21 protein-coding genes and 1 pseudogene are annotated in these 21,826 nt (G+C 72.8%); 4 read left to right on the forward strand and 18 right to left on the reverse strand.

The window, feature by feature from the left end; all coding sequences use genetic code 11:
* The 4 genes and pseudogenes from Q4C85_RS09205 to rimP form a co-directional block, all read right to left on the reverse strand.
* A pseudogene (locus Q4C85_RS09205) lies at positions 1-700 on the reverse strand (translation initiation factor IF-2); the annotation flags it as partial.
* Between the two features lie 90 nt (positions 701-790).
* Positions 791-1,126 carry a YlxR family protein gene (locus Q4C85_RS09210; protein ID WP_303141488.1) on the reverse strand — a complete coding sequence of 112 codons (336 nt, stop codon included), beginning with the start codon at positions 1,124-1,126 and terminating at the stop codon, positions 791-793.
* Between the two features lie 103 nt (positions 1,127-1,229).
* Positions 1,230-2,276: a transcription termination factor NusA gene (gene nusA / locus Q4C85_RS09215; RefSeq protein ID WP_303141489.1), complete on the reverse strand. Its 1,047-nt coding sequence runs from the start codon at positions 2,274-2,276 to the stop codon at positions 1,230-1,232.
* A gap of 89 nt (positions 2,277-2,365) precedes the next feature.
* A complete protein-coding gene (rimP, locus tag Q4C85_RS09220; RefSeq protein WP_303141491.1) occupies positions 2,366-2,818 on the reverse strand; it encodes a ribosome maturation factor RimP in 453 nt (150 codons plus the stop codon).
* An 87-nt stretch (positions 2,819-2,905) separates the two neighbouring features.
* Between rimP and Q4C85_RS09225 the strand changes: the two genes are divergently transcribed.
* Positions 2,906-3,919 (forward strand): hypothetical protein, encoded by a 1,014-nt coding sequence (locus Q4C85_RS09225; RefSeq protein WP_303141493.1) that lies wholly within the window; start codon positions 2,906-2,908, stop codon positions 3,917-3,919.
* A 61-nt stretch (positions 3,920-3,980) separates the two neighbouring features.
* On the opposite strand, the gene Q4C85_RS09230 is transcribed toward Q4C85_RS09225, so the two are convergent.
* Entirely contained in the window at positions 3,981-5,825 is a 1,845-nt protein-coding gene (locus Q4C85_RS09230) for a proline--tRNA ligase (RefSeq protein ID WP_303141495.1), read from the reverse strand.
* 192 nt (positions 5,826-6,017) lie between these two features.
* Here Q4C85_RS09230 and Q4C85_RS09235 point away from each other — a divergent pair, with 192 nt between their 5' ends.
* Together Q4C85_RS09235 and Q4C85_RS09240 are read left to right on the forward strand one after the other, a co-directional pair.
* Positions 6,018-6,677, forward strand: coding sequence for a hypothetical protein (locus tag Q4C85_RS09235; protein WP_303141496.1), 660 nt, complete (start codon positions 6,018-6,020; stop codon positions 6,675-6,677).
* Entirely contained in the window at positions 6,674-6,994 is a 321-nt protein-coding gene (locus tag Q4C85_RS09240; RefSeq protein WP_303141497.1) for a transcriptional regulator, read from the forward strand. Before Q4C85_RS09235 ends, Q4C85_RS09240 begins: the two co-directional genes overlap by 4 nt.
* 120 nt (positions 6,995-7,114) lie before the next feature.
* On the opposite strand, the gene Q4C85_RS09245 is transcribed toward Q4C85_RS09240, so the two are convergent.
* The 11 genes from Q4C85_RS09245 to rpsB all read right to left on the reverse strand — a co-directional run bounded on the left by Q4C85_RS09245 (position 7,115) and on the right by rpsB (position 18,284).
* Positions 7,115-8,020, reverse strand: a complete 906-nt coding sequence (locus Q4C85_RS09245; RefSeq protein ID WP_303141528.1) for a GNAT family N-acetyltransferase — start codon at positions 8,018-8,020, stop codon at positions 7,115-7,117.
* 90 nt (positions 8,021-8,110) lie between these two features.
* Complete coding sequence (ispG, locus tag Q4C85_RS09250) at positions 8,111-9,292, reverse strand: flavodoxin-dependent (E)-4-hydroxy-3-methylbut-2-enyl-diphosphate synthase (protein WP_303141498.1); 1,182 nt, start codon at positions 9,290-9,292, stop codon at positions 8,111-8,113.
* A gap of 135 nt (positions 9,293-9,427) precedes the next feature.
* Positions 9,428-10,750 (reverse strand): RIP metalloprotease, encoded by a 1,323-nt coding sequence (locus Q4C85_RS09255; RefSeq protein WP_303141499.1) that lies wholly within the window; start codon positions 10,748-10,750, stop codon positions 9,428-9,430.
* Positions 10,751-10,762: 12 nt separating this feature from the next.
* Positions 10,763-12,034 carry a 1-deoxy-D-xylulose-5-phosphate reductoisomerase gene (dxr, locus tag Q4C85_RS09260; protein WP_303141500.1) on the reverse strand — a complete coding sequence of 424 codons (1,272 nt, stop codon included), beginning with the start codon at positions 12,032-12,034 and terminating at the stop codon, positions 10,763-10,765.
* Between the two features lie 64 nt (positions 12,035-12,098).
* Positions 12,099-12,644 (reverse strand): DivIVA domain-containing protein, encoded by a 546-nt coding sequence (locus Q4C85_RS09265; protein ID WP_303141501.1) that lies wholly within the window; start codon positions 12,642-12,644, stop codon positions 12,099-12,101.
* A complete protein-coding gene (rlmN, locus tag Q4C85_RS09270; protein ID WP_303141502.1) occupies positions 12,641-13,915 on the reverse strand; it encodes a 23S rRNA (adenine(2503)-C(2))-methyltransferase RlmN in 1,275 nt (424 codons plus the stop codon). Before rlmN ends, Q4C85_RS09265 begins: the two co-directional genes overlap by 4 nt.
* A gap of 135 nt (positions 13,916-14,050) precedes the next feature.
* Entirely contained in the window at positions 14,051-14,980 is a 930-nt protein-coding gene (locus Q4C85_RS09275) for a phosphatidate cytidylyltransferase (RefSeq protein WP_303141530.1), read from the reverse strand.
* Between the two features lie 33 nt (positions 14,981-15,013).
* Entirely contained in the window at positions 15,014-15,571 is a 558-nt protein-coding gene (gene frr / locus Q4C85_RS09280; protein WP_303141504.1) for a ribosome recycling factor, read from the reverse strand.
* A gap of 64 nt (positions 15,572-15,635) precedes the next feature.
* Positions 15,636-16,388 carry a UMP kinase gene (gene pyrH, locus Q4C85_RS09285; protein WP_303141506.1) on the reverse strand — a complete coding sequence of 251 codons (753 nt, stop codon included), beginning with the start codon at positions 16,386-16,388 and terminating at the stop codon, positions 15,636-15,638.
* 144 nt (positions 16,389-16,532) lie between these two features.
* Positions 16,533-17,372, reverse strand: a complete 840-nt coding sequence (gene tsf / locus Q4C85_RS09290; protein ID WP_303141508.1) for a translation elongation factor Ts — start codon at positions 17,370-17,372, stop codon at positions 16,533-16,535.
* Between the two features lie 39 nt (positions 17,373-17,411).
* A complete protein-coding gene (gene rpsB / locus Q4C85_RS09295; RefSeq protein WP_303141509.1) occupies positions 17,412-18,284 on the reverse strand; it encodes a 30S ribosomal protein S2 in 873 nt (290 codons plus the stop codon).
* 559 nt (positions 18,285-18,843) lie between these two features.
* On the opposite strand from rpsB, the gene Q4C85_RS09300 reads away from it, so the two are divergent.
* A complete protein-coding gene (locus Q4C85_RS09300; RefSeq protein WP_303141510.1) occupies positions 18,844-19,557 on the forward strand; it encodes a M23 family metallopeptidase in 714 nt (237 codons plus the stop codon).
* A gap of 35 nt (positions 19,558-19,592) precedes the next feature.
* Here Q4C85_RS09300 and Q4C85_RS09305 read toward each other — a convergent pair whose 3' ends face one another.
* Both Q4C85_RS09305 and Q4C85_RS09310 read right to left on the reverse strand, forming a co-directional pair.
* Positions 19,593-19,847 (reverse strand): hypothetical protein, encoded by a 255-nt coding sequence (locus tag Q4C85_RS09305; RefSeq protein ID WP_303141511.1) that lies wholly within the window; start codon positions 19,845-19,847, stop codon positions 19,593-19,595.
* Between the two features lie 975 nt (positions 19,848-20,822).
* Entirely contained in the window at positions 20,823-21,785 is a 963-nt protein-coding gene (locus Q4C85_RS09310) for a tyrosine recombinase XerC (protein WP_303141513.1), read from the reverse strand.
* Positions 21,786-21,826 lie beyond the last annotated feature (41 nt).

The raw sequence follows: 21,826 nt of genomic DNA on the forward strand, positions 1-21,826 counted from the left end.
AACGAGCGCCGGACTGGCCCCCGCGGGACTGTCCACCTCGCCCGCCGGGGCGGGGCATGCCCTGGGCCGAGGCGAAGGGGTTGTTGCCCGGGCGCGGGGCGCCGGGGCGCGGACCGCCCGGGGAGCGAGGGCCAGACTGGGAACGAGCGCCGGACTGGCCCCCGCGGGACTGTCCACCTCGCCCGCCGGGGCGGGTCATGACCTGCGCCGAGGCGAAGGGGTTGTTGCCCGGGCGCGGGGCGCCGGGGCGCGGACCGGGCGTCGGGACTGCCCGTCCCGTAGAGCCCGAGCTGCCCGAGGACGACGGCCTCGCCTCGGCGGGCGTGGGCCGCTCGGCCGGGGTCTGCCGGGCCGCGGGGGCCTGGGGCACAGGTCCGGGGGCTGGCGCCGGGCTCGGCGCCTTCTTGGCCGCCGGCGCCTCAGGAGCCGCGGGCCCCGGGCGCGGGGCGGGCTTGGGCGCCGGCTTCGGCGCGGGCTTGGGGGCAGCAGGCCGCGCGGGGCGGGGCGTGCTGTCTGCGGCCGCCGCCTGGGCGCCGAAGTGCTCACGCACCCGGCGGGCGACGGGCGGCTCGACCGCGGAGGACGCCGCCTTGACGAACTCTCCCTGGTCCTTGAGCCAGGCCAGGATCATCTTCGAGGTGATCCTCTTGCCAGTGGGGTCGAGCTCCTTGGCGAGCTCATGAACGCGTGGTTTAGCCACTTTTCTCCTGTCCGGTTGCCCACCCCGAACAGGGTGGGCGCTAGTTGAGGCAGCTCATCGCTGGGTACTCATCGGGTGCCCATCGGCTTCCTACCCGCCTTTGCTATCGGTCGGTCCGGCCGCAGTCCGGCCGGTGGGTCCGTGCGGGCCCGGCTGCTCCTCGCGGGAGGCGATCCAGGCACGCACGGGGGTCACATCGGGTGACCCGGTGGTGCGCAGGGCACGCCCGAGGGCGCGCCTGCGCTCGGCGAGTTCGAGGCACGCGGGGTCCGGGTGGATCCACGCACCGCGTCCGGGCCTGACGGCACGGGCGTCGACGAACAGCTCGCCGCCGTCCGTCAGGACCAGGCGCAGGAGCTGCGCCCTGGGCGCCTTGCGGCGGCAGCCGACACAGGTGCGAACAGGGACGTGGGGGGTGCTGGCCACCGGCTCGCCATGTCCTTCCGCTCACTGTCGGGCGCCGCCAGGCAGGCCGCCTCAGGACGGCCGCCTGCTGGCTGGTCCGTCGTGATTGTACCGGTCTGGCCCCTCAGTCCTCAGCGCCGGGGGTTGAGGGACCAGTCACGTCGTCGGCACCCGAAGGCCGTCCCGGGGTGACCTCGCCGGACTCCGCGTCGGCGTGGATGTCGATCTTCCACCCGGTCAGGCGTGCGGCCAGCCGCGCGTTCTGCCCCTCCTTGCCGATGGCCAGGGACAGCTGGAAGTCGGGCACGATGGCACGGGCCGAGCGCTCCTCGGCGTCCAGGACCGTCACCGAGGACACCCGCGCCGGGGACAGGGCGTTGGCCACGAAGCGGGCCGGGTCCTCGGAGTAGTCGACGATATCGATTTTCTCCCCGCCCAGCTCGGCCATGACGGCGCGCACCCGCTGACCCATCGGGCCGATGCACGCCCCCTTGGCGTTGACCCCGCGGGTGCGGGCGCGCACGGCGACCTTCGTGCGGTGGCCGGCCTCGCGCGCCACAGACACGATCTCGACCTCCCCGCCGGCGACCTCGGGGACCTCACGCTCGAAGAGCTTGCGCACGAGGCCGGGGTGGGTGCGCGACAGGATGATCTGGGCGCCCTTGACGCCCCGGGAGACCTCGGTGACATAGGCGCGCACGCGGTCGCCGTGGCGGTGGCGCTCGCCGGGGACCTGCTCGTGCGGGGGCATGATCCCCTCGTGCTCCTCATCGAGGCGCACGTAGACGATGCGGGGGTCACGCCCCTGCTCGACGGTGCCGGAGATGAGCTCGCCGGCCTTGTCCTTGAAGGCGCCCAGGACCTCGAAGTCGCGACGGTCCTGGATGCGCTGGACGATGACCGACCGCGCGGTGGCCTGGGCGATGCGGCCGAAGTCGTCGGGGGTGTCGTCGAAGTACTCACCGGTGGGCTGGTCGTCCTCATCGACCTCGGGCGCCAGCACGGTCATGTGCCCGGTCCTGCGGTCGATCTCAACGCGCGCCCCACGGATGGCCCCGGGCACCTTGGTGTAGGCGCCCAGGATCGCGTCCTCGATGGCGGGCAGGAGGTTGTCCAGGTCGATGCCCAGCTCGTCTGCGGCGGTGCGCAGCTCCGGCATGTTGATGTCCATGGTTCCTCAGGTCCTCTCTGGTGTGGTCGAGCCGTCCCGGCTCGTGCCCGGCGCTGGTCAGGGAGCCGGGCGGTCAGTGCAGGGATGGGTTACAGGACGGCGACCATCCTGGCGGCGGTCACGTCTTCCACGTCGATGGTGCGGGGCTCGCCGTCCACCTCCAGGGTCAGGCGGGCGTCATCGGCGCCGAGCACGACGCCGGTGGCCTCCCCCTGGAGGGTCGTCACCCGCACGGTGTGGCCGACGGCGCGACGGAAGTGGCGGGCGGTGCTCAGCTCGCGCTCGGCACCGGGGGTGGAGACCTCGAGGGTGAACTGCCCGGCGACCGGGTCGGCCTCGTCCAGTGCGCTGGAGACCGCCCGCGTCACCTCGGTCAGGGAGTCGAGATCGAGGTCCCCGGGGCCGTCGACCAGGTCGACAACCACACGGACGGTGGAGTATCTGCCGGCGCTGGTCGTCTCGATGAACTCCAGGTGGAGCCCGGCGGCCTCGACGACGGGTACGAGCAGCTCACTGAGCCTCGGGGCGAGCGTGTCCTTCATGCGCGGGTCCTCCAATGGACCCTCCGACGGGCCCGTGAGCAGCGGGTCAGTGCCCCCCATGCTACCCGTCCGTGGGAGGATCACCGCGTGACGCGCTTCGACCCCACCCCCGTCCTCCCCCACGGGCCCCTTACGCCGAGCCCCGCGGGGCCGACGCACCGTTCCCACGTTCGCACCTGGGGACGGCGTGGCGCCGCCGTCGTGCTCGTCGCCGCCCTGTGCGCCCTGCCCGGGTGCGGGATCCGCGTGGGGGGCGGGTCCCCCGCCTCCCTGCCCAGCGCGTCGCAGGCCGAGGCCGACCGTGACACCCTGGCACGCCACAGCGTGCTCATCGGCTCGACCGCGCAGGTCGTGGCGAGCTCCGGGGAGTCCGCGCAGCGTGCCGGCGCCCAGGTGGTCGCCGACGCCGCCGTCGTCCAGCTCGAGGCCCTGGGCGGAGTGTGGGAGCCGTGGGCCACGCCAGTGCCCACGACCTACCCGACGGCGACACCGGTGGCCACCGCCGCGGCCACCGCCACCACCGAGGACCTCGCCACCGCCCTGGGCGACGGCGTGTCGACGGCCAGGCAGGCGGCCTCCCGAGCCGCCAGCGCCCAGGACGCCCGCCTCTACGCCGCCCTGGCCACGGCCTGGTCCCTCCAGCTGCGGCGGATCGCCCCGCAGTCGGTCGAGGCCACCGGTCGCGGCACGACGGCGATGACCGAGCCCCTGGCCGGTGACCTGCTCGTGGCCTACGACGCGGCGCGTTACGCCATGGAGGAGGTCGGGGCCCGCGGCGATGAAGCGTCTCGGGCGCGCGCGCTCATCGACGCGGCGGCGGCCACGGCCGTGGTCTCGACCAGCCTGGCCCTGGGAGGACAGGACACCCGCCTCGGCGCCTACGGCCGACCCGAGGGTCAGGACACCGACGCCGCCACGGACGCCGCCTGGGCCCAGGAGGTCTGGTTGACGGTGATGAGCACCGAGCTGGCGGGCGTCGGCGCCTCCGGCGGCGAGGCGACCACGCTGGCCATCGACGCCGCGGTGGCGGCCGGCTCGCGGGCCCAGTCCTGGGGTGCGGTCGTCGACGCGCCGCTGCCCGGCCACGACCCGGCCGCCTGACCGGCGGGGGCGGGCCGCGCCGGGCTCCGGCCGGCTCGATCCAGCGCCGGGCCCTGAGGGCTCAGGCCGGCTCGCCGTCGGGGGCGGACTCCAGCGCCTGGCGCAGGACCTCACCGATGGTCTGGGCCGCCTCCTCGGCGGGCACCTGCCGACGCTCGCCCGTGCGCCGGTCGCGCAGCTCGACGGTCCCCTGCCTGGCCAGGTCCCGCCCGACCACGACGACGAAGGGGTTGCCCAGAAGCTCGGCGTCGGCGAACTTGACGCCGGCCGACACCTTGCGGCGGTCGTCGTAGAGCACCTCGAGGCCCTGGGTGGACAGCTCCTGGGACAGGACGCGGGCGGTGTCGAAGACGATGTCTTCCTTGCCGGTGGCCAGGACCTGGACGTGGTAGGGCGCGACCTGGATCGGCCAGGCCAGGCCGTGCTCGTCGTGGTGGACCTCGGCGAGCGCCGCCAGCACCCGGGTCACCCCGATGCCGTAGGAGCCCATCGTGACCACCCGGGACTTGCCGTTCTCATCGAGGACCGTCAGCCCCAGGGACTCGGCGTACTTGCGGCCCAGCTCGAAAATGTGGGCGATCTCGATGCCGCGGGCGATCTCCAGGGGGCCCGAGCCGTCGGGGGCCGGGTCGCCATCGCGCACCTCGGCGGCCTCGATCGTGCCGTCGGCCTCGAAGTCACGGCCCTTGACCAGGTGGAGGACGTGGGAGCGCTCCTTGTTGGCTCCGGTCACCCAGGCCGTCCCGTCGACGATCCGCGGGTCGATGAGGTAGCGCACCGAGCCGGTCAGGCGCTCGGTGCCGTCCTGGTCGACCTCGACACGGCGGTGGGGCGAGTTGGGTCCGATCGCCGCGGGGCCGATATAGCCGCGCACGAGCTCGGGGTGGCCCTCGAAGTCCTCATCGGTGGCGATCTCGACCTCGGCGGGGGCGACGGAGGCGGCCAGGCGCTTCATGTCGACGTCGCGGTCGCCGGGCACTCCCACGACGAGCAGCTCCTTGGTCCCGTCGGGGTGGGTCAGGGTGACGACGAGGTTCTTGAGGGTGTCGGCAGCCGTCCAGGCCCGCCCGTCGCTGCGGGGGTAGCGCTCGTTGCACAGGGCGACGAGGGTGTCGATGGTCGGGGTGTCCGGGGTGTCGACGACGGTGGCGGCGGGCACCTCGGAGGCGTCGACCGGCGCGGGAGGCACGGTGACGACGGCCTCGGCGTTGGCGGCGTACCCGCCGGCCGAGCGCACGTAGGTGTCCTCCCCCACCGGGGAGGGCAGGAGGAACTCCTCGGAGTGGGACCCGCCCATGGCGCCCGCCATCGCGTTGACCGGGACGTAGTCGAGCTCGAGGCGGGTGAAGATGCGCTCGTAGGCGTCGCGGTGGGCCTGGTAGGAGCGGGCCAGCGCCTCGTCGTCCATGTCGAAGGAGTAGGAGTCCTTCATGATGAACTCCCGGCCGCGGATGACCCCGGCGCGGGGGCGGGCCTCGTCGCGGTACTTGGTCTGGATCTGGTAGATCCACAGCGGCAGGTCCTTGTAGGACGAGCACATGTCCTTGACCAGGAGGGTGAACATCTCCTCGTGGGTGGGGGCCAGGATGTAGTCCCCGTCCTTGCGGTCGGTCAGCGTGAACAGGGTGGGACCGTAGTCGTACCAGCGGCCCGAGGTCTTGTAGGGCTCGGCGGGCAGGAGGCCCGGGAAGTGCACCTCCTGGGCGCCCATCCGGTTCATCTCCTCGCGCACGATCTGCTCGATCTTGCCCAGGGTGCGCAGGCCCAGGGGCAGCCACGTGTAGATGCCGGGGGCGGCGCGCCGGACGTAGCAGGCGCGCACGAGCAGCTTGTGGCTGGCGACCTCGGCATCGGCCGGGTCCTCGCGCAGGGTACGGATGAACGAGGTGGACATCAACTGGAGCACGGGCCGATCCTACGTGCTCATCGCCGTCCCGCCCCCTGCGGGGCGACTGAGAGGTACCTGAGTGACGCACCCCACGGACCCGGCTCTCAGAGTCGAACTCTGCGACAGCACTTAGTTTGCAATGCAAACTTGTTGGTGTACACTGGAGCCATTGGTTTGTACCGCAACCGTTTGAGTCACCAAGGAGTTGGCATGAGCACACCCCTGACATCGGACGCTCCACTCGACGCGGCCACGGCACTGGAAGCCATCGAGGACCAGCAGGCCACCCACCGCTCCCGCATGGAGATCCGTTCGGCACCGATACTCCTGGCATGGGGGCTGGCCTGGCTCGTGGGCTACACGGCCGGCCGACTGGGCCTGGAGGACAACTACACCGTGGCGGCACCCCACAGCCTCGTCTTCATCGCCTGCCTGGTAGCAGCAGGAATCTTCACTGTTGCCTACATCGCCCGGCGCGCCCGAGGGCTGCGAGGCAGGTCCAGCCGCTTCGGCGCGACCTACGGCATGGCCTGGTGCGCGGCCTTCGCTGTCGCGGAAGTGCTCATGAGCCGGCTCGGATCCTTTCTCGACTCCGTGGGCACTGCGCAGGCCAACGAGATGGCCATGATCGTCTCGAACGGCATCCCCTGCCTCATCGTGGGCAGCATGTTCATGATCGGCGGCTCCCTGTCGGACGAGCCCGTGATCACCGCGACGGGCGGATGGATCCTGACGGTGACCACCGTGGCCACCCTCGTGGGAGGCTCGGCCATGTGGCTCATCATGGCCGTGGCGGGCTCCAGCGGCTTCTTCGTGGCGGCCGCCCTGTCCACACGGTCCGAGTCCCGGCGTGCGGCAGTCGTCTCATGAGCACCGGGCCCACCGTACTCGACCCTGTCATCCATGCCCAGGCGCGGCTTCGGATCATGACGGCCCTGGCGTCCCTGGCGCAAGGGGACGAGATCGTCTTCCCCCGGCTGCGCGAGGTCCTGGGGATGACGGCGGGCAACCTGTCCACCCACCTGTCCAGGCTCGAGGATGCCGGCTATGTCAGCCTGAACAAGGCCTTCGCAGGACGCACGCCAGCCACCTACGTGGCGCTGACCTCCCAGGGGCGGCGGGCCTTCGAGGACTACACCCAGACCCTGCGCTCCATGCTCGGTGGCCTCCGGGATGACACCCCCTAGATGACGAGGTGATCCTCGCCGGCGGCATGATCCGGACGGCGAGGGTCACCTCCTGTGCGGGCTCATCGACCCGCCACAGCAGGTCCCTGCTGTCAGCCGGTCCGCCGGAGGACCACGGCCTCACAGCAGGATCGTGGCGAAGGTGCCCACCCGGTGGAAGCCGAGCCCACAGTAGAGCCCGAGGGCCGCGGTGTTGAAGTCGTTGACGTACAGGCTCACCGACCCGCCCCGCCCCACGTGCTCCCGGCGAACCGCGTCGACAACGGCGGCCAGGGCGACGGTGGCGACGCCCTGGCCGCGCAGCTCGGTGTGGGTCCACACCCCGGTCAGCTGGGCGGCCCCCCACTCCCGGCCCGGGACGGGTCGCCACAGGGCGCCGACGTCGGTTTTGAAGACCACCCGCGCCGGCGAGCCGGGACGTGCCGGTCCTCCCCGGCCGTCGTCGAGCAGGATGTAGGTCCGTCTGGCCTCGACAAGCCAGGACACGTGCCGGGCGTAGGAGCCCCCCGCGGCCGTCGGGTCGTATCCGAGCTCGGCGGTGAACATGTCGACCGATGCGGGCAGGACGAGGGGTGCCTCGTCGGGCAGGGCCGGGCGCACACCCCGGGCTACCCACTCCAGGCCCCGGTGGCCCAGTACCGCCGGCAGTATCCCCCCGGCCGGGGCGGGGGCGCGCAGGACGGGCTGGACCCACCTGGACTCGCGGGCCCGCAGCCCCATGGCCTCGAGGTGCTCCCACACGGCCGTGACGTCGGCCTGAGGCCCGGCGACCGATCCGTTGCGGGTCAGCCGGCCGCCGGCGTGCTCGGCCAGGGCGCGGGCCCCGCCCGGCCCGACGCCCTCGTGCCCGGCGCCGGGGCGCCGGGCCAGCCCGAGCGGCAGGAGGCTGCCGGTGGACCAGGCCGCGGCCTGGGGGCGGCCGGGGCGCCCCAGGACGACGACGTCACCGGTGCCCCAGCGGTCCCACCGGGCGATCTGCCCAGCCAGGGCGATCCCCTGCTCGGGCTGGAGGGCGCACAGGGACATGACCCCGGCCACCTGGTGGGGGCCCACCGGCGTGGGGCGGCTGCCGAAGAGCCTCACGGCGCCGGCCGGCCGCGGCCGGAGGGGAGGGGATCAGGCACCGGTGACAACACTCGGCGCGGTGCCCGCCAGGGCGTCCTCGCCGAGCTCGGCGCGCATCTGCTCGGCCATGGACTCGGCGTGGCGCAGCAGGGTCTCAACGACCTTGTCCTCGGGCACGGTCTCGACGACCTCGCCGCGCACGAAGATCTGCCCCTTGCCATTGCCCGAGGCACAGCCCAGGTCGGCCTCCCTGGCCTCGCCGGGGCCATTGACGACACAGCCCATGACCGCCACGCGCAAGGGGGCGGTCACGTTCTTGAGCCCCTCCTCGACCTCCTCGGCCAGCGTCCACACATCGACCTGGGCGCGCCCGCACGAGGGGCAGGAGACGATCTCGAGCTTGCGCTCACGCAGGCCCATGAACTCCAGGAGCTTGGTGCCGACCTTGACCTCCTCGACCGGCGGAGCCGACAGGGACACGCGGATGGTGTCCCCGATGCCCTGGGCCAGGAGGGTGCCGAAGGCGGCGCAGGACTTGATGGTGCCCTGGAAGGCGGGGCCGGCCTCGGTCACCCCGAGGTGGAGGGGCCAGTCGCCCTGCTCGGCGAGCAGCTGATAGGCCTGGACCATCGTGACGACGTCATGGTGCTTGACCGAGATCTTGAAGTCGTGGAAGTCGTTCTCCCCGAACAGGCCCGCCTCCCACACGGCGGACTCGACGAGGGCCTCGGGGGTGGCCCGGCCGTGCTTCTTGAGCAGGCGCGGGTCCAGGGAGCCGGCGTTGACCCCGATGCGCAAGGAGACCCCGGCGTCGGCGGCCGCCTTGCAGATGCCGGCGACCTGGTCATCGAACTTGCGGATATTGCCGGGGTTGACGCGCACGGCCCCGCAGCCGGCGTCGATGGCGGCGTAGACGTACTTGGGGTTGAAGTGGATGTCCGCGATGACGGGGATCCGCGACTGACGGGCGATGATGGGCAGCGCCTCGGCGTCCTTGTCGGTCGGGCAGGCCACGCGCACGATGTCGCAGCCGGCGGCGGTCAGCTCGGCGATCTGCTGGAGCGTGGCGCCGATGTCATGGGTCTTGGTCGTCGTCATCGACTGCACGGTGACCGGCGCTTCACCCCCGACCTCGAGGTCGCCCACCCGGATCGTACGCGTGGGCCGGCGCGGCGCCAGGACGGGGCGCTCCTCGCGCACGGTGGGGATTCCGAGGGAGATGGCTTGACTCACCCGCTCAGTATGGCATCCGCGCCACCCCCACAGCGCGGGCCTCCGAGCACCCGGGGTGTGGTGAAGGTCCCCCGGTTGCCCGGCCGGCACCACCTCTGGTGCACCGGTCACGTGCCGCCCACCCTCGGGGAACGGTCACAGGGGGGCGACGATGTCCACCCAGATGAGGAGGCCCGCCATGACCAGGAGCAGGATGAAGCCGGCCTGTCCCACCGGCTGGAGGCGGGCGGTGTCGACGTATCCGGGGTCCGGTCGGCCGCGCAGGCGCGCGATGACGCGGCGCAGCCCCTCCCAGCAGGCGCCTGCGACATGCCCGCCGTCCAGCGGCGGCAGGGGCAGGAGGTTGAAGGCGAACAACGCGAGGTTGAGCGAGCCCAGGAGGGAGAGCATGAAGAACGCGCGCACCGAGAAGGGCACAGTGCCGCTGCCGGCGCCAGCGGCGGAGGTCTCCCCCGCGATGCGCCCGACGCCCACGAGGGAGACGAGCCCCTCGCTCGAGCGGTCCTCCAGGCCCAGTCCTGCGGCCACCGAGTGGTACAGACCCACCGGCAGGGTGAGGATGGTCCGGAGGGTCTGGGTAACGGCCTGCCCGACGACCGTCGGCACCTGGGAGGCCGGGACCGGCACGGTCCCCAGGGCGGGGCCGATTCCTACGTAGGGGCGCATCTGCGTCAGCTGCTCGCCGTCGGCACCGGTGACCGGGTTGCCATCCTCGTCGGTGACGGGTCGGCTGACCTCGACGGCCGTGACACTCAGGGTCTGGCGGACCCCGTCGCGCTCGATGAGGACCTCGACCGTCTCGGTGCCCGAGGCGGCGATCGCCTCCTGGACCTCGGTCCACGTGCTCGTGGCCGTGCCGTCCCACGACACGATCGTGTCACCGGCGCGCAGGCCGGCCCGCACCGCCGGGGTCGCCTCGTCGGCCGGGCAGTCCTCGGTCTGGGCGGCCTGCCCGGAGGCGTCGGTCGGCAGGCAGGCGGACACCGCGCTGAGGGTCGAGGTCTGGGTGGGCTGCCCCACGACGCCCAGGGCAACTACGAGGCAGATGACGCCCAGGACGAGGTTGGTCAGGATCCCGCCGGCCATGACGATGAGCTTGCGGGGCACGCTCAGCCGGTAGAAGGCACGGTCCTGTTCGTCCTGCGACAGCTCGGCCAGTGACTCGCGGCGGGCCTCATCGATCATCGAGCCGGGCTTGTCGGTGCGTCCGGGGGGCGCGGGCGGCAGCATCCCCAGCAGCTTGACGTAGCCGCCCAGCAGGATCGCCTTGACCCCGTACTCGGTCTCGCCCCGTCGGGTCGACCAGATCGTGGGGCCGAAGCCGATGAAGTACTCCGGGACCTTCACGCCGAAGCGCTTGGCGGGAATCATGTGCCCCAGCTCGTGGAGGGCCACCGAGACGACGATGCCCAGGACGAGGACGAGGACGCCCAGTGCGTAGGCCAGCGTGTGAGTCATGCGTGCTCCTGCTCAGTGGGTGCGGCGGCGGGCGATCAGCTCATCGGCCCTGGCCCGCGCCCAGGTCTCGGTGTCGAGCACCTCGTCCAGGGAGGGCTCGTCGTCGGGGCCGCAGCCCGCGTGCTCGTCAAGGACGGCCTGGACGACCTCGACGATCTCGTGCCAGGCCAGGGCGCCGGCGAGGAAGGCGTCGACGGCCTGCTCGTTGGCGGCGTTGAGGACCGCCGGGTGGGTGGCCGAGGCCGACACGGCCCGACGGGCCATGTCGACGGCCGGGAAGGTCGCCCAGTCCAGCGGCTCGAAGGTCCAGGCCGTCGGGGCCTCCCACTCGTTGGGGGACACCAGTCCCGACAGGTCGGCCCGCTCGGGCCAGGTCAGTCCCAGGGCGATGGGCAGCCGCATGTCGGGTGGGGAGGCCTGGGCGATCGTCGCGCCGTCGATGAACTCGACCATCGAGTGGATGACCGACTGGGGGTGGACGACGACGGCGACCTGGGCGGGGTCGATGTCGAACAGGAGGTGGGCCTCGATGAGCTCGAGGCCCTTGTTGACCAGGGTCGAGGAGTTGACGGTGACCACCGGCCCCATGGCCCAGGTCGGGTGGGCCAGGGCCTGGTCGGCGGTCACCCCGTGCAGCTGGTCGCGGCTGCGGCCCCGGAAGGGGCCCCCGGAGGCGGTCAGGATGAGGCGGCGGACCTCCGAGCGCCCGGTGAGCACCGGGCTGGTCAGGCCCTTCTCGTGGCGTCCTGAGGCCAGGGCCTGGGCGATGGCCGAGTGCTCGGAGTCGACCGGCACGACCTGGCCGGGGCGGCGCAGTGCCCGGCGCACCAGGGCCCCGCCCACGACGAGGGACTCCTTGTTGGCCAGCGCCAGCCGGGCGCCGCCGGCCAGGGCCGCCAGGGTCGGGCGCAGGCCGACCGAGCCGGTGATCCCGTTGAGGACGGTGTCGGCCGCCCCGAGCTCGGCGGACTCGATCAGCTCGGTGGCCGCATCGGGGCCGGTGCGGATGTCGCGAACCGGGTCGGGCAGGCCCTGGCGCGCCGAGGCCGCGGCCAGGGCGGTGCGCAGGTCCTCGACCAGCGCCGGGGAGCCGTCGGCCACGGCCAGGCGGGGCACCCCGTAGGTGACCGCCTGGGCGGCCAGCAGCCCCAGGTGGGAGCCCCCGGCGGCCAGTCCGACGACGCGCGGGGCCCGGGGGCCCAGGCGGTCGATGACCTCCAGTGCCTGGGTGCCGATCGATCCGGTGGATCCGAGCAGGACCACCCGGTCGGAGGCGTGGGTCATGAGCGTCCCCCTTCATGGACGTGGGCGCGGCCCGGGGCGTGGTCGCGGCCGGTGTGCTCGAGGGTCACTCGACGGACAGGAGGACCTCGACGACGCGGGCCAGGTAGCGGTCGACGCTCGCCTCGTCGTAGGCCTTGGCCTTGGAGGCCACGGTGAAGACGCTGGCCCGCACCTCGGCGGCGGTCAGCGCGCCGTCGGAGTCGAAGTAGGCGGCGATGCGGTCCATGAGGGCGTCGACGTCGACCTTGGAGTAGCCGCGTCGGCGGGCCGTGGCGAAGCGCTCCCCCGCCGGGCGCAGGAGGCGGGGGTAGAGGGTGGTGGCCAGCTGGGAGACCTCCTCCATCCACGCCTTGCGCCCGTGCTCGGCGACGAACTCGGCCCGCCTGCGCTGGAGGAAAGCCGCCTCGAGACGGTCCAGGGCGGCGTCGACGGCGTCGGGACGGTAGCCGCCGCGCACGACGTCGAAGGCGACGGTTCGCACGCCCTCGGAGTCCATCTCGTCGAGCTCGCCGGCGTCGTAGATCTCGTGCGCGGTCTCGAAGTAGTTGTTGACCTGCTCCCGGCGGTAGCCCCGCCTGAGGAGCCCCGCGCGGGGGAACATCTCTCTCATCGAGTCCTCATCGCCCTTTCCTGGTCGAGCACCTCGGTGGCCAGCTGGCCGCAGGCGCCGTCGATGTCGCTTCCACGAGTGTCGCGCACGGTGGTCGTGATGCCTGCACGGCGCAGCGTGTCGACGAAGGTGTCCTGGACCTCCTGCTCCGAGCAGGTCCAGATCGAGCCGGGGGTGGGGTTGAGGGGGATGGGGTTGACATGGGCCCACCCCGAGCCGCGCGCGGCGAGCTCCTCGGCGAGCATCCGGGCGCGCCAGGCGTGGTCGTTCATGTCCTTAATGAGGGCGTACTCGATGGACACCCGCCGCCCGGTGGCGGTGAAGTAATCGTGGGCGGCGTCCAGCAGCTCGGCGACCTTCCACCGGGAGTTGACCGGGATGAGGGCGTCGCGCAGCTCGTCGTCGGGGGCGTGGAGGGAGACCGCCAGGGTCACCGGCAGCCCCTCGCCCGCCAGGCGCCGGATGAGCGGGACCAGGCCGACGGTCGAGACAGTCACAGCGCGGGCCGACAGCCCGAAGCCCTCGGGGGCGGGGTCGATGAGCCGGTGGAGGGCGGCGACGACGTTCTTGTAGTTGACCAGCGGCTCGCCCATGCCCATGAACACGACGTTGCTCAACCGGGCGGGCCCTCCGGTCAGGCCGCCGTCGGCCGACAGCCGGGCGGCCCGGCGCACCTGCTCGATGATCTCCCCGGTGGTCAGGTTGCGGGTCAGCCCCATCTGCCCGGTGGCGCAGAAGGGGCAGGCCATGCCGCAGCCCGCCTGGCTGGAAACGCACAGGGTCGTCCGGTCCTTGTAGCGCATGAGGACCGACTCGACGCGCACGCCGTCATGGAGCTCCCACAGGTGCTTGACCGTCCGGCCCCCGTCGGCGCGCAGGGCACGGACCTCGGTGAGCAGCTCGGGCAGGAGCTCGGCGCACAGCTGGTCGCGCTGCCCGGCCGGAAGGTCGGTCATGTCCGCGGCCCGGCGGGTCATCCGGGTGAAGTAGTGGCGGGAGAGCTGGGCGGCCCGATAGGCGGGCAGCCCGGACGCGGCCAGGGCCTCTGCGCGGCCGGCGAGGTCGAGGTCGGCCAGGTGGCGGGGGGCGCGCCCACGGGCGGGGGGCACGGCGAAGGATAGCCTGGGGACCGCAGCGGGGTCGGTGGCGCCCTCCGGGGGCTGGTCGGTGGGCATGACCTGGACCTCGCCCGGAGCGGGAGCCACAGGGGCGCGCCGGAGGGCCACCGGCTCAGGGCGCCGACGGCGGCTGGTCTCGCGCGTGGGTCTCACGGGCTGGCGGGTCCTCTCGGGTCGGTGCGTGGACGGTTGGCAGGGCGGGCGGTTGCGGTCGGTTGACGAGGGTACCCGCTGGGCGGGCACAGGCACAGCATGCTCGCAGCCGGCCGCCCCCGCGCAGCCGGCTGCTCAGCCGATGAGGAGACTGAAGACGTAGACGACCGGGGCGGCCACGAGGATCGAGTCGAGGCGGTCCATGAGACCTCCGTGCCCGGGCAGGAGGGTGCCCATGTCCTTGAGGCCGAGGTCGCGCTTGAGCAGGGACTCCCCCAGGTCCCCCAGGGTGGAGACGACCACCGTCATCGCCCCCAGGACGGCTCCGGCCCACACCGGGCCGCCCAGCGCCCACACGCAGCCCGCGCCGGCGGCCACCGCCGCGACCATCGAGCCGACGAAACCCTCCCAGGACTTCTTGGGCGACACCGAGGGGGCCATGGGGTGGCGACCGAAAGTGATGCCCGCCAACCAGCCCCCCGTGTCGTTGGCGATGGGCAGGGCGAAAAGCATGAGCACCTTGCCCACGCCCTGGTCCTGGGCGACCAGGAGCACGGCGAAGCCCGCCAGGAAGGGCAGGTAGGTGGCGGCGAAGATCGACGCCGAGGCGTCCACCGACCGGGAGCGGCGCACGGCGTCATGGGCGTCGGTGCGGGGCACGTCGTGGTCGGGGTCCTCCAGCGCAGTGCCGGACTCCGCCTCGGCCTGGTCCATGAAGCACCACAGGACGCAGGCCCCGGCGGTGGCCATGTAGGCGCCCAGGGCGGTCTCGGCGCCCAGGGTCCACGCCGAGACGACCACCCCGAGCGTGCCCAGCCACAGGGGGGCCAGTGGCAGGCGGATGCCCTTGCGGGCGAAAGCGCCGGCCAGCTCCCACAGGGCGCCGCACACGGCCAGGACCACCAGCGCGAGGAAGGCGACCTTGTTGACCACCAGGGAGGCGATGATCGCGGCGATGAGGGCCGCGGCCACCCCGACCGCGGCGGGCAGGTTGCGCCCGGCCCGCCCGGTCGACGGAAGCGGCACCCGGTTGGCGGTCGGGGGCGGGGACAGCAACGAGGCCAGCGCAGTCACGATCGGTCTCCTCACGTGGCGGGCTCAGACCTCGAGCAGCTCGGACTCCTTGGCGGCCAGGGCGGCGTCGATCTTCTCGACGTGGCGCTTGGTCAGCGCGTCGAGCTCGGCCTCGGCCCGCTTGACCTCGTCCTCGCCGGCGGCGCCGTCCTTCTTGATCGCCTCCAGCTCCTTCTTGGACTTGGCGCGCACGCCGCGGACCTGGACGCGGGACTCCTCGGCGCGGGCACGCGCCAGCTTGACGTAGTCGCGGCGGCGCTCCTCGGTCAGCGCCGGCAGGCTGACGCGGATGACCGTGCCGTCGTCGGTGGGGTTGACGCCCAGGTCGGACTCGCGGATCGCGGTGGTCAGGGCCTTCATGGCCGAGCGGTCGAAGGGGTTGACCAGGACCGTGCGGGCCTCGGGGATGGTGATCGAGGCCAGCTGCTGGAGCGGGGTGGGGGCCCCGTAGTAGTCGACCATGATCGAGTTGAACATGGCCGGGTTGGCCCGTCCGGTGCGGATGGCCGCGAGCTCGTGCTTGGCGGCCTCCAGGGCCTTGTCCATCCTGTCCTCGGCCTCGAGCAGAACGTCGTCGATCATGGGGACTCCTGTGTCGTGTCGTGGGTGGTGTCGGTTGGTCCGGGGTGGTGGGCGCCTGAGGCGCTCAGCCGCGCCTGACGAGGGTGCCGATCCGCTCGCCGAGCAGGGCGCGGGTGATGGAGCCGTCCTGCCCCATGCCGAACACGCGCATCGTCAGGTCGTTGTCGCGGCACAGGGCGAAGGCCGAGGCGTCGACCACCTGGAGGCCCTCGGCCAGGGCGCGCTCGTAGGTGAGCTCGGTGAGCAGGCGGGCGTCGGGGTCCTTGCGCGGGTCGGCCGTGTAGACGCCGTCGACACCGTTCTTGCCCACGAGCAGCTCGGTGCAGTGGGTCTCCAGGGCCCGCTGGGCCGAGACGGTGTCGGTGGAGAAGTAGGGCAGCCCGGCTCCTGCGCCGAAGACGACGACGCGCCCCTTCTCCATGTGGCGGATGGCGCGCAGGGGGACGTAGGGCTCGGCGACCTGGGTCATGGCGATGGCGGACTGGACCCGGGCCGGCACCCCCGCCTTCTCAATGAAGTCCTGGAGGGCCAGCGCGTTCATGACCGTGCCGAGCATGCCCATGTAGTCGGCGCGGGCGCGGTCCATGCCCCGGGCGGAGAGCTGGGCGCCGCGGAAGAAGTTGCCGCCTCCCACGACGACGGCCACCTGGATGCCCGCGCGCACGGCGTCGGCGATCTGACGGGCGGCGTCGGCCACGACGTCGGGGTCGAGGCCCACCTCGCCACCGCCGAAGACCTCGCCGGAGAGCTTGAGGAGGACCCTGCGCGGGTGCTCGCCGTGGGCGGCGCGGTCATCGCGGGCCGGGAACTCACTCATGCGCGGTGCCTCCTGGGATCTCGTTGCAGTGGTGCGCAGGCGCTCGGGACAGCGTACCGCGTCCGGGCACCGGGAACGCGCCGGACCCCCGCGGCGTGGGCTCGCGGGGGTCCGGACGGTGATCGGCGGCGCAAAGCGCCCCGGTCAGGCGCCGACGCGGAAGCGGACGAAGCCGGTCAGCTCGCCGCCCGTGGCCTCGACGACCTTGCCGACCGTCGTCTTGGGGTCCTTGGCGAAGGCCTGCTCGACCAGCACGTTCTCCTTGAAGAAGCCGCCCAGGCGGCCCTCGACGATCTTGGGGATGGCCTTCTCGGGCTTGCCCTCGGCGCGGGTGGTCTCCTCGGCGATGGCGCGCTCCTTGTCGACGACCTCGGCGGGCACCTCCTCGCGGGTGGCATAGGCCGGGGAGTAGGCGGCGACGTGCATGGCCACGTCGTGCGCGACCTCGGCGGCCTTGTCGTCGGTGCCCACGAGCACGCCCACCTGCGCGGGCAGGTCGGGGTTGGTGCGGTGCAGGTAGAGCTCGACCTTGGGTGCCGACAGACGGCCCAGGCGGCGCACGACGATCTTCTCGCCGATGACGGCCTGCATCCCGTCGGTGAGGTCCTTGACGGTGGAGCCGTCGACCTCGACCTCGGCCAGCTCCTCGGCGCTCTGGGCGCCGGAGTCGATGGCTGCGCTCAGGACCGTGTCGGCAAAGGCGAGGAACTTCTCGTTCTTGGCCACGAAGTCGGTCTCGGCGTTGATCTCGACGAGCACGCCGGTCTGGCCGCCCTCGGCTTCGACGACCCGGGCGGCGATGAGGCCCGCGGATGCCGCACGGCCCTCGCGCTTGGCGATGCCCTTGAGGCCCTTGACCCGGATGATCTCGATGGCCTTGTCGACGTCGCCGGCCGCCTCGTCGAGGGCCTTCTTGACGTCGAGCATGCCCGCGCCGGTCTTCTCGCGCAGAGCCTTGATGTCAGCAGTGGTGTAATTCGCCATAGGTGCTTCCTGTTGGTGGTGACTGATCGGATGCGCTGCTCAGGCCTGCCCGGCGGGCTCGACGACTGCCTCGGCGACGGCCTCGCCGTCAGCGGTCGGCGCGGCCTCGGCGGGGGCGGTGACCTCCTCGGCCCCGGCCAGCAGCTGGGCCTCCCACTCGGGCAGGGGCTCGGCGTCGACGGGGGCGATCTCGGCCTCCTGGCCGGTGCGCACGCGGCCGGCCGAGCGCGACACGAGGCCCTCGGCAGCAGCGTCCGCCACGACCCGGGTGAGCAGGGTCACGGCGCGGATGGCGTCGTCGTTGCCCGGCACGCCGTAGGTGACCTCGTCGGGGTCGCAGTTGGTGTCGAGGATGGCCACGACGGGGATGCCCAGCTTCTGGGCCTCGGAGATCGCCAGGTGCTCCTTCTTGGTGTCGACCACCCAGATCGCGGCCGGCAGCTTGGACATGTCCCGGATGCCGCCGAGGGTCTTGACGAGCTTGTCCTTCTCGCGGCGCATCATGAGCAGCTCCTTCTTCGTGCGGCCGGAGCCGGCCACGTCGTCGAAGTCGATCTGCTCGAGCTCCTTCATGCGCTCCAGGCGGGCGCGCACGGTGGAGAAGTTGGTGAGCATGCCGCCCAGCCAGCGCTGGTTGACATAGGGCATGCCGACGCGCTGGGCCTGCTCGGCCACGGCGGCCTGGGCCTGCTTCTTGGTCCCGACGAACAGGATGTTGCCCCCGCGGGCGACGGTCTCCTTGACGAAGTCGTAGGCGGTGTTGATGCCGTCGACGGTCTGCTGCAGGTCGATGACGTAGATGCCGTTGCGCTCAGTGAGGATGAATCGCTTCATCTTCGGGTTCCAGCGGCGGGTCTGGTGGCCGAAGTGGACACCGGAGTCGAGGAGCTGACGCATGGTCACGATCGCCATGACGGTCCTTTCGTGCGCGCCCGGAGGTTGCCGAACGAGCGGTGAGTCGTGGGGCGGCGTTCCACCGGTGCCCCGGCGGCGCCCCTGTGTGTGATTGGTTCTTCCCCGTTGACCGTTGGACCCGGCTGGGCGGGCCGCGGCTCCGCGCCGGGGGCCGGCGCGGATGGGGCCTGGTGCCCGCGACGCGCGACCACCCGCTCCGCCTGGACGGTGCGGGACCTCGGTCGCGACGCCCGAAAGGACGATCCCCTCCCCGGTGGACGGGGCACGGGTGCGAGCACGCGAAGTCAGCCGCATGCATCCCATCCCCGGCGGGTTCACCCGGACGGAGACGGAAGGCAGGCAACTGCATGCGCGACGCTATCACAGCGCCTCCGGGTTTTCGGCGGTTTGACGGGCGCGAGAGCGAATCTCGGATGTCATTCCTGTCACCCACGCGGCGCCCGGCCGCGGCAGGACCGCCTCGAGGTGCTCCACAGGCGCGGTTCGTGCACCGGTCGTCCACAGGGCTCGCCTGCCCCGGGTGCGGCCGGCGCCGCCGGGGCGCCACTGTGGCCGCATGAGGCGCAAGACGGACACGGAGACAAGCCGGCTGACGGGCACAGCAACGGGCACCGTGGCGGGCACAGCAACAGGCACAGTGGCGGACGCGGGGGCGGGCGGCCCGAGCCCTGGCAGGCCCGGGGGCGCGAGCACGGGCGCCGCCGTACGGCGTCGCTGTCGTCTGGGGGTGTGGGTGGCCGGCGCCGCCCTGCTTCTGGCGCCGGTGGCGGGCGCCGAGCCCGGGTGGGCCGGTGGGACGGAGGGCCGGGGGCGCGCGACCTGGGAAGCGAGCACCTCACAGCACGCACCGAAGGCCTCCTACTCCTGGCCCACCGGCGGGCCGGCGCGGGTGCTGGAACCCTTCGACCCTCCGGCGGTGGTCTGGGGCTCCGGTCACCGCGGGGTGGACCTGGCCCTGGCCGCGGGGTCTCCGGTCCGGGCGGCAGGGGCAGGCACCGTTGCCTTCGCCGGGATGGTCGCCGGTCGCCCGGTTGTCTCAATCGACCACGCCGACTCCATCCGTACCACCTATGAGCCGGTCGAGCCGGTCGTTGCGACAGGGGACCCGGTGGTCGCCGGGCAGGTCATCGGCACGCTGCTGTCCGGCCACCGCGCCGACGGCGTTGACGCCCTCCACTGGGGGGCGCGCACCGGACCGAAGAGCTATGTCAACCCCCTGCGGCTGCTCACCCCCGCCGTCATTCGGCTCAACCCGGTGAACAGGGGCTGAGGGCGTCTGGCATGGGATGCCCCGCCGGTCATCCGTCAGCCTCCGTGCGAGGGCGCGGAGGGGGCGAGGTGGTCGCCCATCCATGCGCGGGCGTGGCGGTGCGAGGCGATCCCCCACTCCAGGGCCAGGCGCTGGAAGTGGGCGACATCGGCGAGGTCCTCGGGGACCTCGCCGCCGTCGATCTCGCGCCCGAGCTCCTCGAGACGGGCGAGCTCGGCCCCCATCCGATGGTCGATGTGGGCGACGACCTCCGCGCGCCCGGGCGGGTCCAGCAGGCCCAGGAAGTACATGCGAGACAGCGCGGCGCCGAGATCGGGACATATGACACCTCGAGATCGGTAGATATGGCACGGCCGGGCGGGGAAGCGTCCCGGATGACTGATTCCAAGGGGGGGCGGCGGTTGTGTGCGGTCGGTGAGCGGCTGGTGGAGGCGACGATGGGGCCGGCCGGCGAGACGGCGCCGGGGACAGTGGCCAGCACGTCAAGAGTGGCGCGACAGGACTCCCGCGCGGACTTTTCCCAACGCCCAACCCATGGGGACCGACGGCCCCGCCTGCACCCGCCTACAACACACACCTTCCCGTACCACCCCAACAATCCCGAACCCCGACCCTCACCCCCTGGTGAGAATGACTCAGTGATTCCGGGGCTCGGTAGGTGAGTCCGGGGATCTGCGGTGATTCCGGGGGCGTCTGCCCTGGAATCACCGCAAAGCTCCGCTGTGACTGCCTCAGCCCCGGACTCACGTCGTCGGCCCTGGACTGAGGTCCTCTGCCCTTGGAATCGATCATCTGGGGCGGGTGCGAGGTGGCGGGCCGGGGATCGGGGGCGGCGTGGGGCTGGGTGGCCTTGACGCGCTCGCCCGGTTCGTTGAGGTCGAGCGCGAGGGGGCGGTCCTCGTCGTCGTCGGCCAGCGGAGCCTCCTCAGACACGGGGAGCATGCACGAGCGCAGCATGCTCACGGTGGCCCTCCGCGGGAGCCTCCTCGGACACGGGGAGCATGCCCTCCGGGCCGGTGGCTGTGCCCAGGAGCGCCGGGGCGCGCACCCGGTCCCACTGCTCGTCCGACGACGAGCAGCAGCCGAGTCACGCGGCTTGTTCCCCACCGTAGTCGCCTGACGACCGCCGATGGTGTTCCACGGTGACGGTTGCGGCCCACACCAGGACCAGGGACCTGACCCCGACCGGCGGACCTGCGCCCCTGCGTGCCATATGTACCGATCTCGAGGTGTCATATGTCCCGATCTCGGCGGGAGAGGGGTGGTCAGGCGCGGGGAAAGGCCTGGGCGTAGGCGGCCCGGAGGCGGTCGGCCGACACGTGGGTGTAGCGCTGGGTCGTGGCCAGGGAGGCGTGCCCGAGCAGCTCCTGGACGCTGCGCAGGTCCGCTCCCCCGTCCAGGACGTGGGTCGCGGCGCTGTGGCGCAGACCGTGGGGGCCGAGGTCCGGCACCGCCGAGCCGAGCGCAGCGCGGTGCACCACCTCGCGCGCCGCACGCGGGTCGAGGCGGCCGCCCCGGGCGCCGACGAACAGGGCCGCCCCGGCGCGCGGGGCGGCCAGGGTCCCGCGCGCCTCGAGCCAGCCCTGCACGGCCCGGGCGGCGGGAGCCCCGTAGGGCACGGTGCGCTCCTTGTCCCCCTTGCCCAGGACGGTCAGCGTCCGGCGGGAGGCGTCGAGGTCGCCCAAGTCCAGGCCGCACAGTTCGGAGACCCGCACCCCTGTGGCGTAGAGCAGCTCGAGCACCGCCAGGTCCCGCGCCGCCAGGGCGTGGGCAGTCTTGTCGGGCGAGGCCGCCGCCTCCTCGACGCGCCGGCCCGCCGCCGCCAGGAGGCGGGCGGCCTGCTCGGCGGTGAGCACCGCCGGGAGGCGGTTGTCGGCGCGCGGGGAGCGCAGGCGCGCAGCGGGATGCTCGGCGAGCAGCCCCGCACGGTGGGCCCAGGTGCTGAAGGCCCGGGCCGCGGCCGCGCGCCGGGCGAGCGTCGCCCGGCCCCGGCCCCGACCGGCCTGCTCGGCCAGCCACGCCCGCAAGACGGCCAGGTCAAGGGTGCCGAGCGCGGTGCCCACCGGAGAGTTGGGCTGGTCACCGACCCCCGCGAAGGACAGCAGGTCCTCAAGGTCACCGCAGTAGGCCCTCACCGTGTGGGCGGACATGCCCCGCTGGAGACCCAGGTACCGGCCCCAGGCGTCGACGAGCTCGCCGCGGGTACCGGGTTCCTCGGCAACGGACATGGCCCCAGGGTAGACGAGCAACCCGGGGCTCCCGCTGCGCC

Source organism: Actinomyces sp., from assembly GCF_030524025.1.
Lineage (GTDB): Bacteria > Actinomycetota > Actinomycetes > Actinomycetales > Actinomycetaceae > Actinomyces.

Excerpts from the sequence above, each read along its gene's own strand:
- Q4C85_RS09235 (WP_303141496.1), top strand. The coding sequence starts at position 6,018 with ATGAGCACACCCCTGACATCGGACGCTCCACTCGACGCGGCCACGGCA.
- pyrH (WP_303141506.1), bottom strand. The coding sequence starts at position 16,388 with ATGAGTGAGTTCCCGGCCCGCGATGACCGCGCCGCCCACGGCGAGCAC.
- Q4C85_RS09255 (WP_303141499.1), bottom strand. The coding sequence starts at position 10,750 with ATGACTCACACGCTGGCCTACGCACTGGGCGTCCTCGTCCTCGTCCTG.
- Q4C85_RS09310 (WP_303141513.1), bottom strand. The coding sequence starts at position 21,785 with ATGTCCGTTGCCGAGGAACCCGGTACCCGCGGCGAGCTCGTCGACGCC.
- Q4C85_RS09265 (WP_303141501.1), bottom strand. The coding sequence starts at position 12,644 with ATGAGAGAGATGTTCCCCCGCGCGGGGCTCCTCAGGCGGGGCTACCGC.
- Q4C85_RS09300 (WP_303141510.1), top strand. The coding sequence starts at position 18,844 with ATGAGGCGCAAGACGGACACGGAGACAAGCCGGCTGACGGGCACAGCA.
- Q4C85_RS09240 (WP_303141497.1), top strand. The coding sequence starts at position 6,674 with ATGAGCACCGGGCCCACCGTACTCGACCCTGTCATCCATGCCCAGGCG.
- Q4C85_RS09245 (WP_303141528.1), bottom strand. The coding sequence starts at position 8,020 with ATGTCCCTGTGCGCCCTCCAGCCCGAGCAGGGGATCGCCCTGGCTGGG.
- rimP (WP_303141491.1), bottom strand. The coding sequence starts at position 2,818 with ATGAAGGACACGCTCGCCCCGAGGCTCAGTGAGCTGCTCGTACCCGTC.
- dxr (WP_303141500.1), bottom strand. The coding sequence starts at position 12,034 with ATGACCCACGCCTCCGACCGGGTGGTCCTGCTCGGATCCACCGGATCG.
- frr (WP_303141504.1), bottom strand. The coding sequence starts at position 15,571 with ATGATCGACGACGTTCTGCTCGAGGCCGAGGACAGGATGGACAAGGCC.
- nusA (WP_303141489.1), bottom strand. The coding sequence starts at position 2,276 with ATGGACATCAACATGCCGGAGCTGCGCACCGCCGCAGACGAGCTGGGC.
- tsf (WP_303141508.1), bottom strand. The coding sequence starts at position 17,372 with ATGGCGAATTACACCACTGCTGACATCAAGGCTCTGCGCGAGAAGACC.
- rpsB (WP_303141509.1), bottom strand. The coding sequence starts at position 18,284 with ATGGCGATCGTGACCATGCGTCAGCTCCTCGACTCCGGTGTCCACTTC.
- Q4C85_RS09305 (WP_303141511.1), bottom strand. The coding sequence starts at position 19,847 with ATGTACTTCCTGGGCCTGCTGGACCCGCCCGGGCGCGCGGAGGTCGTC.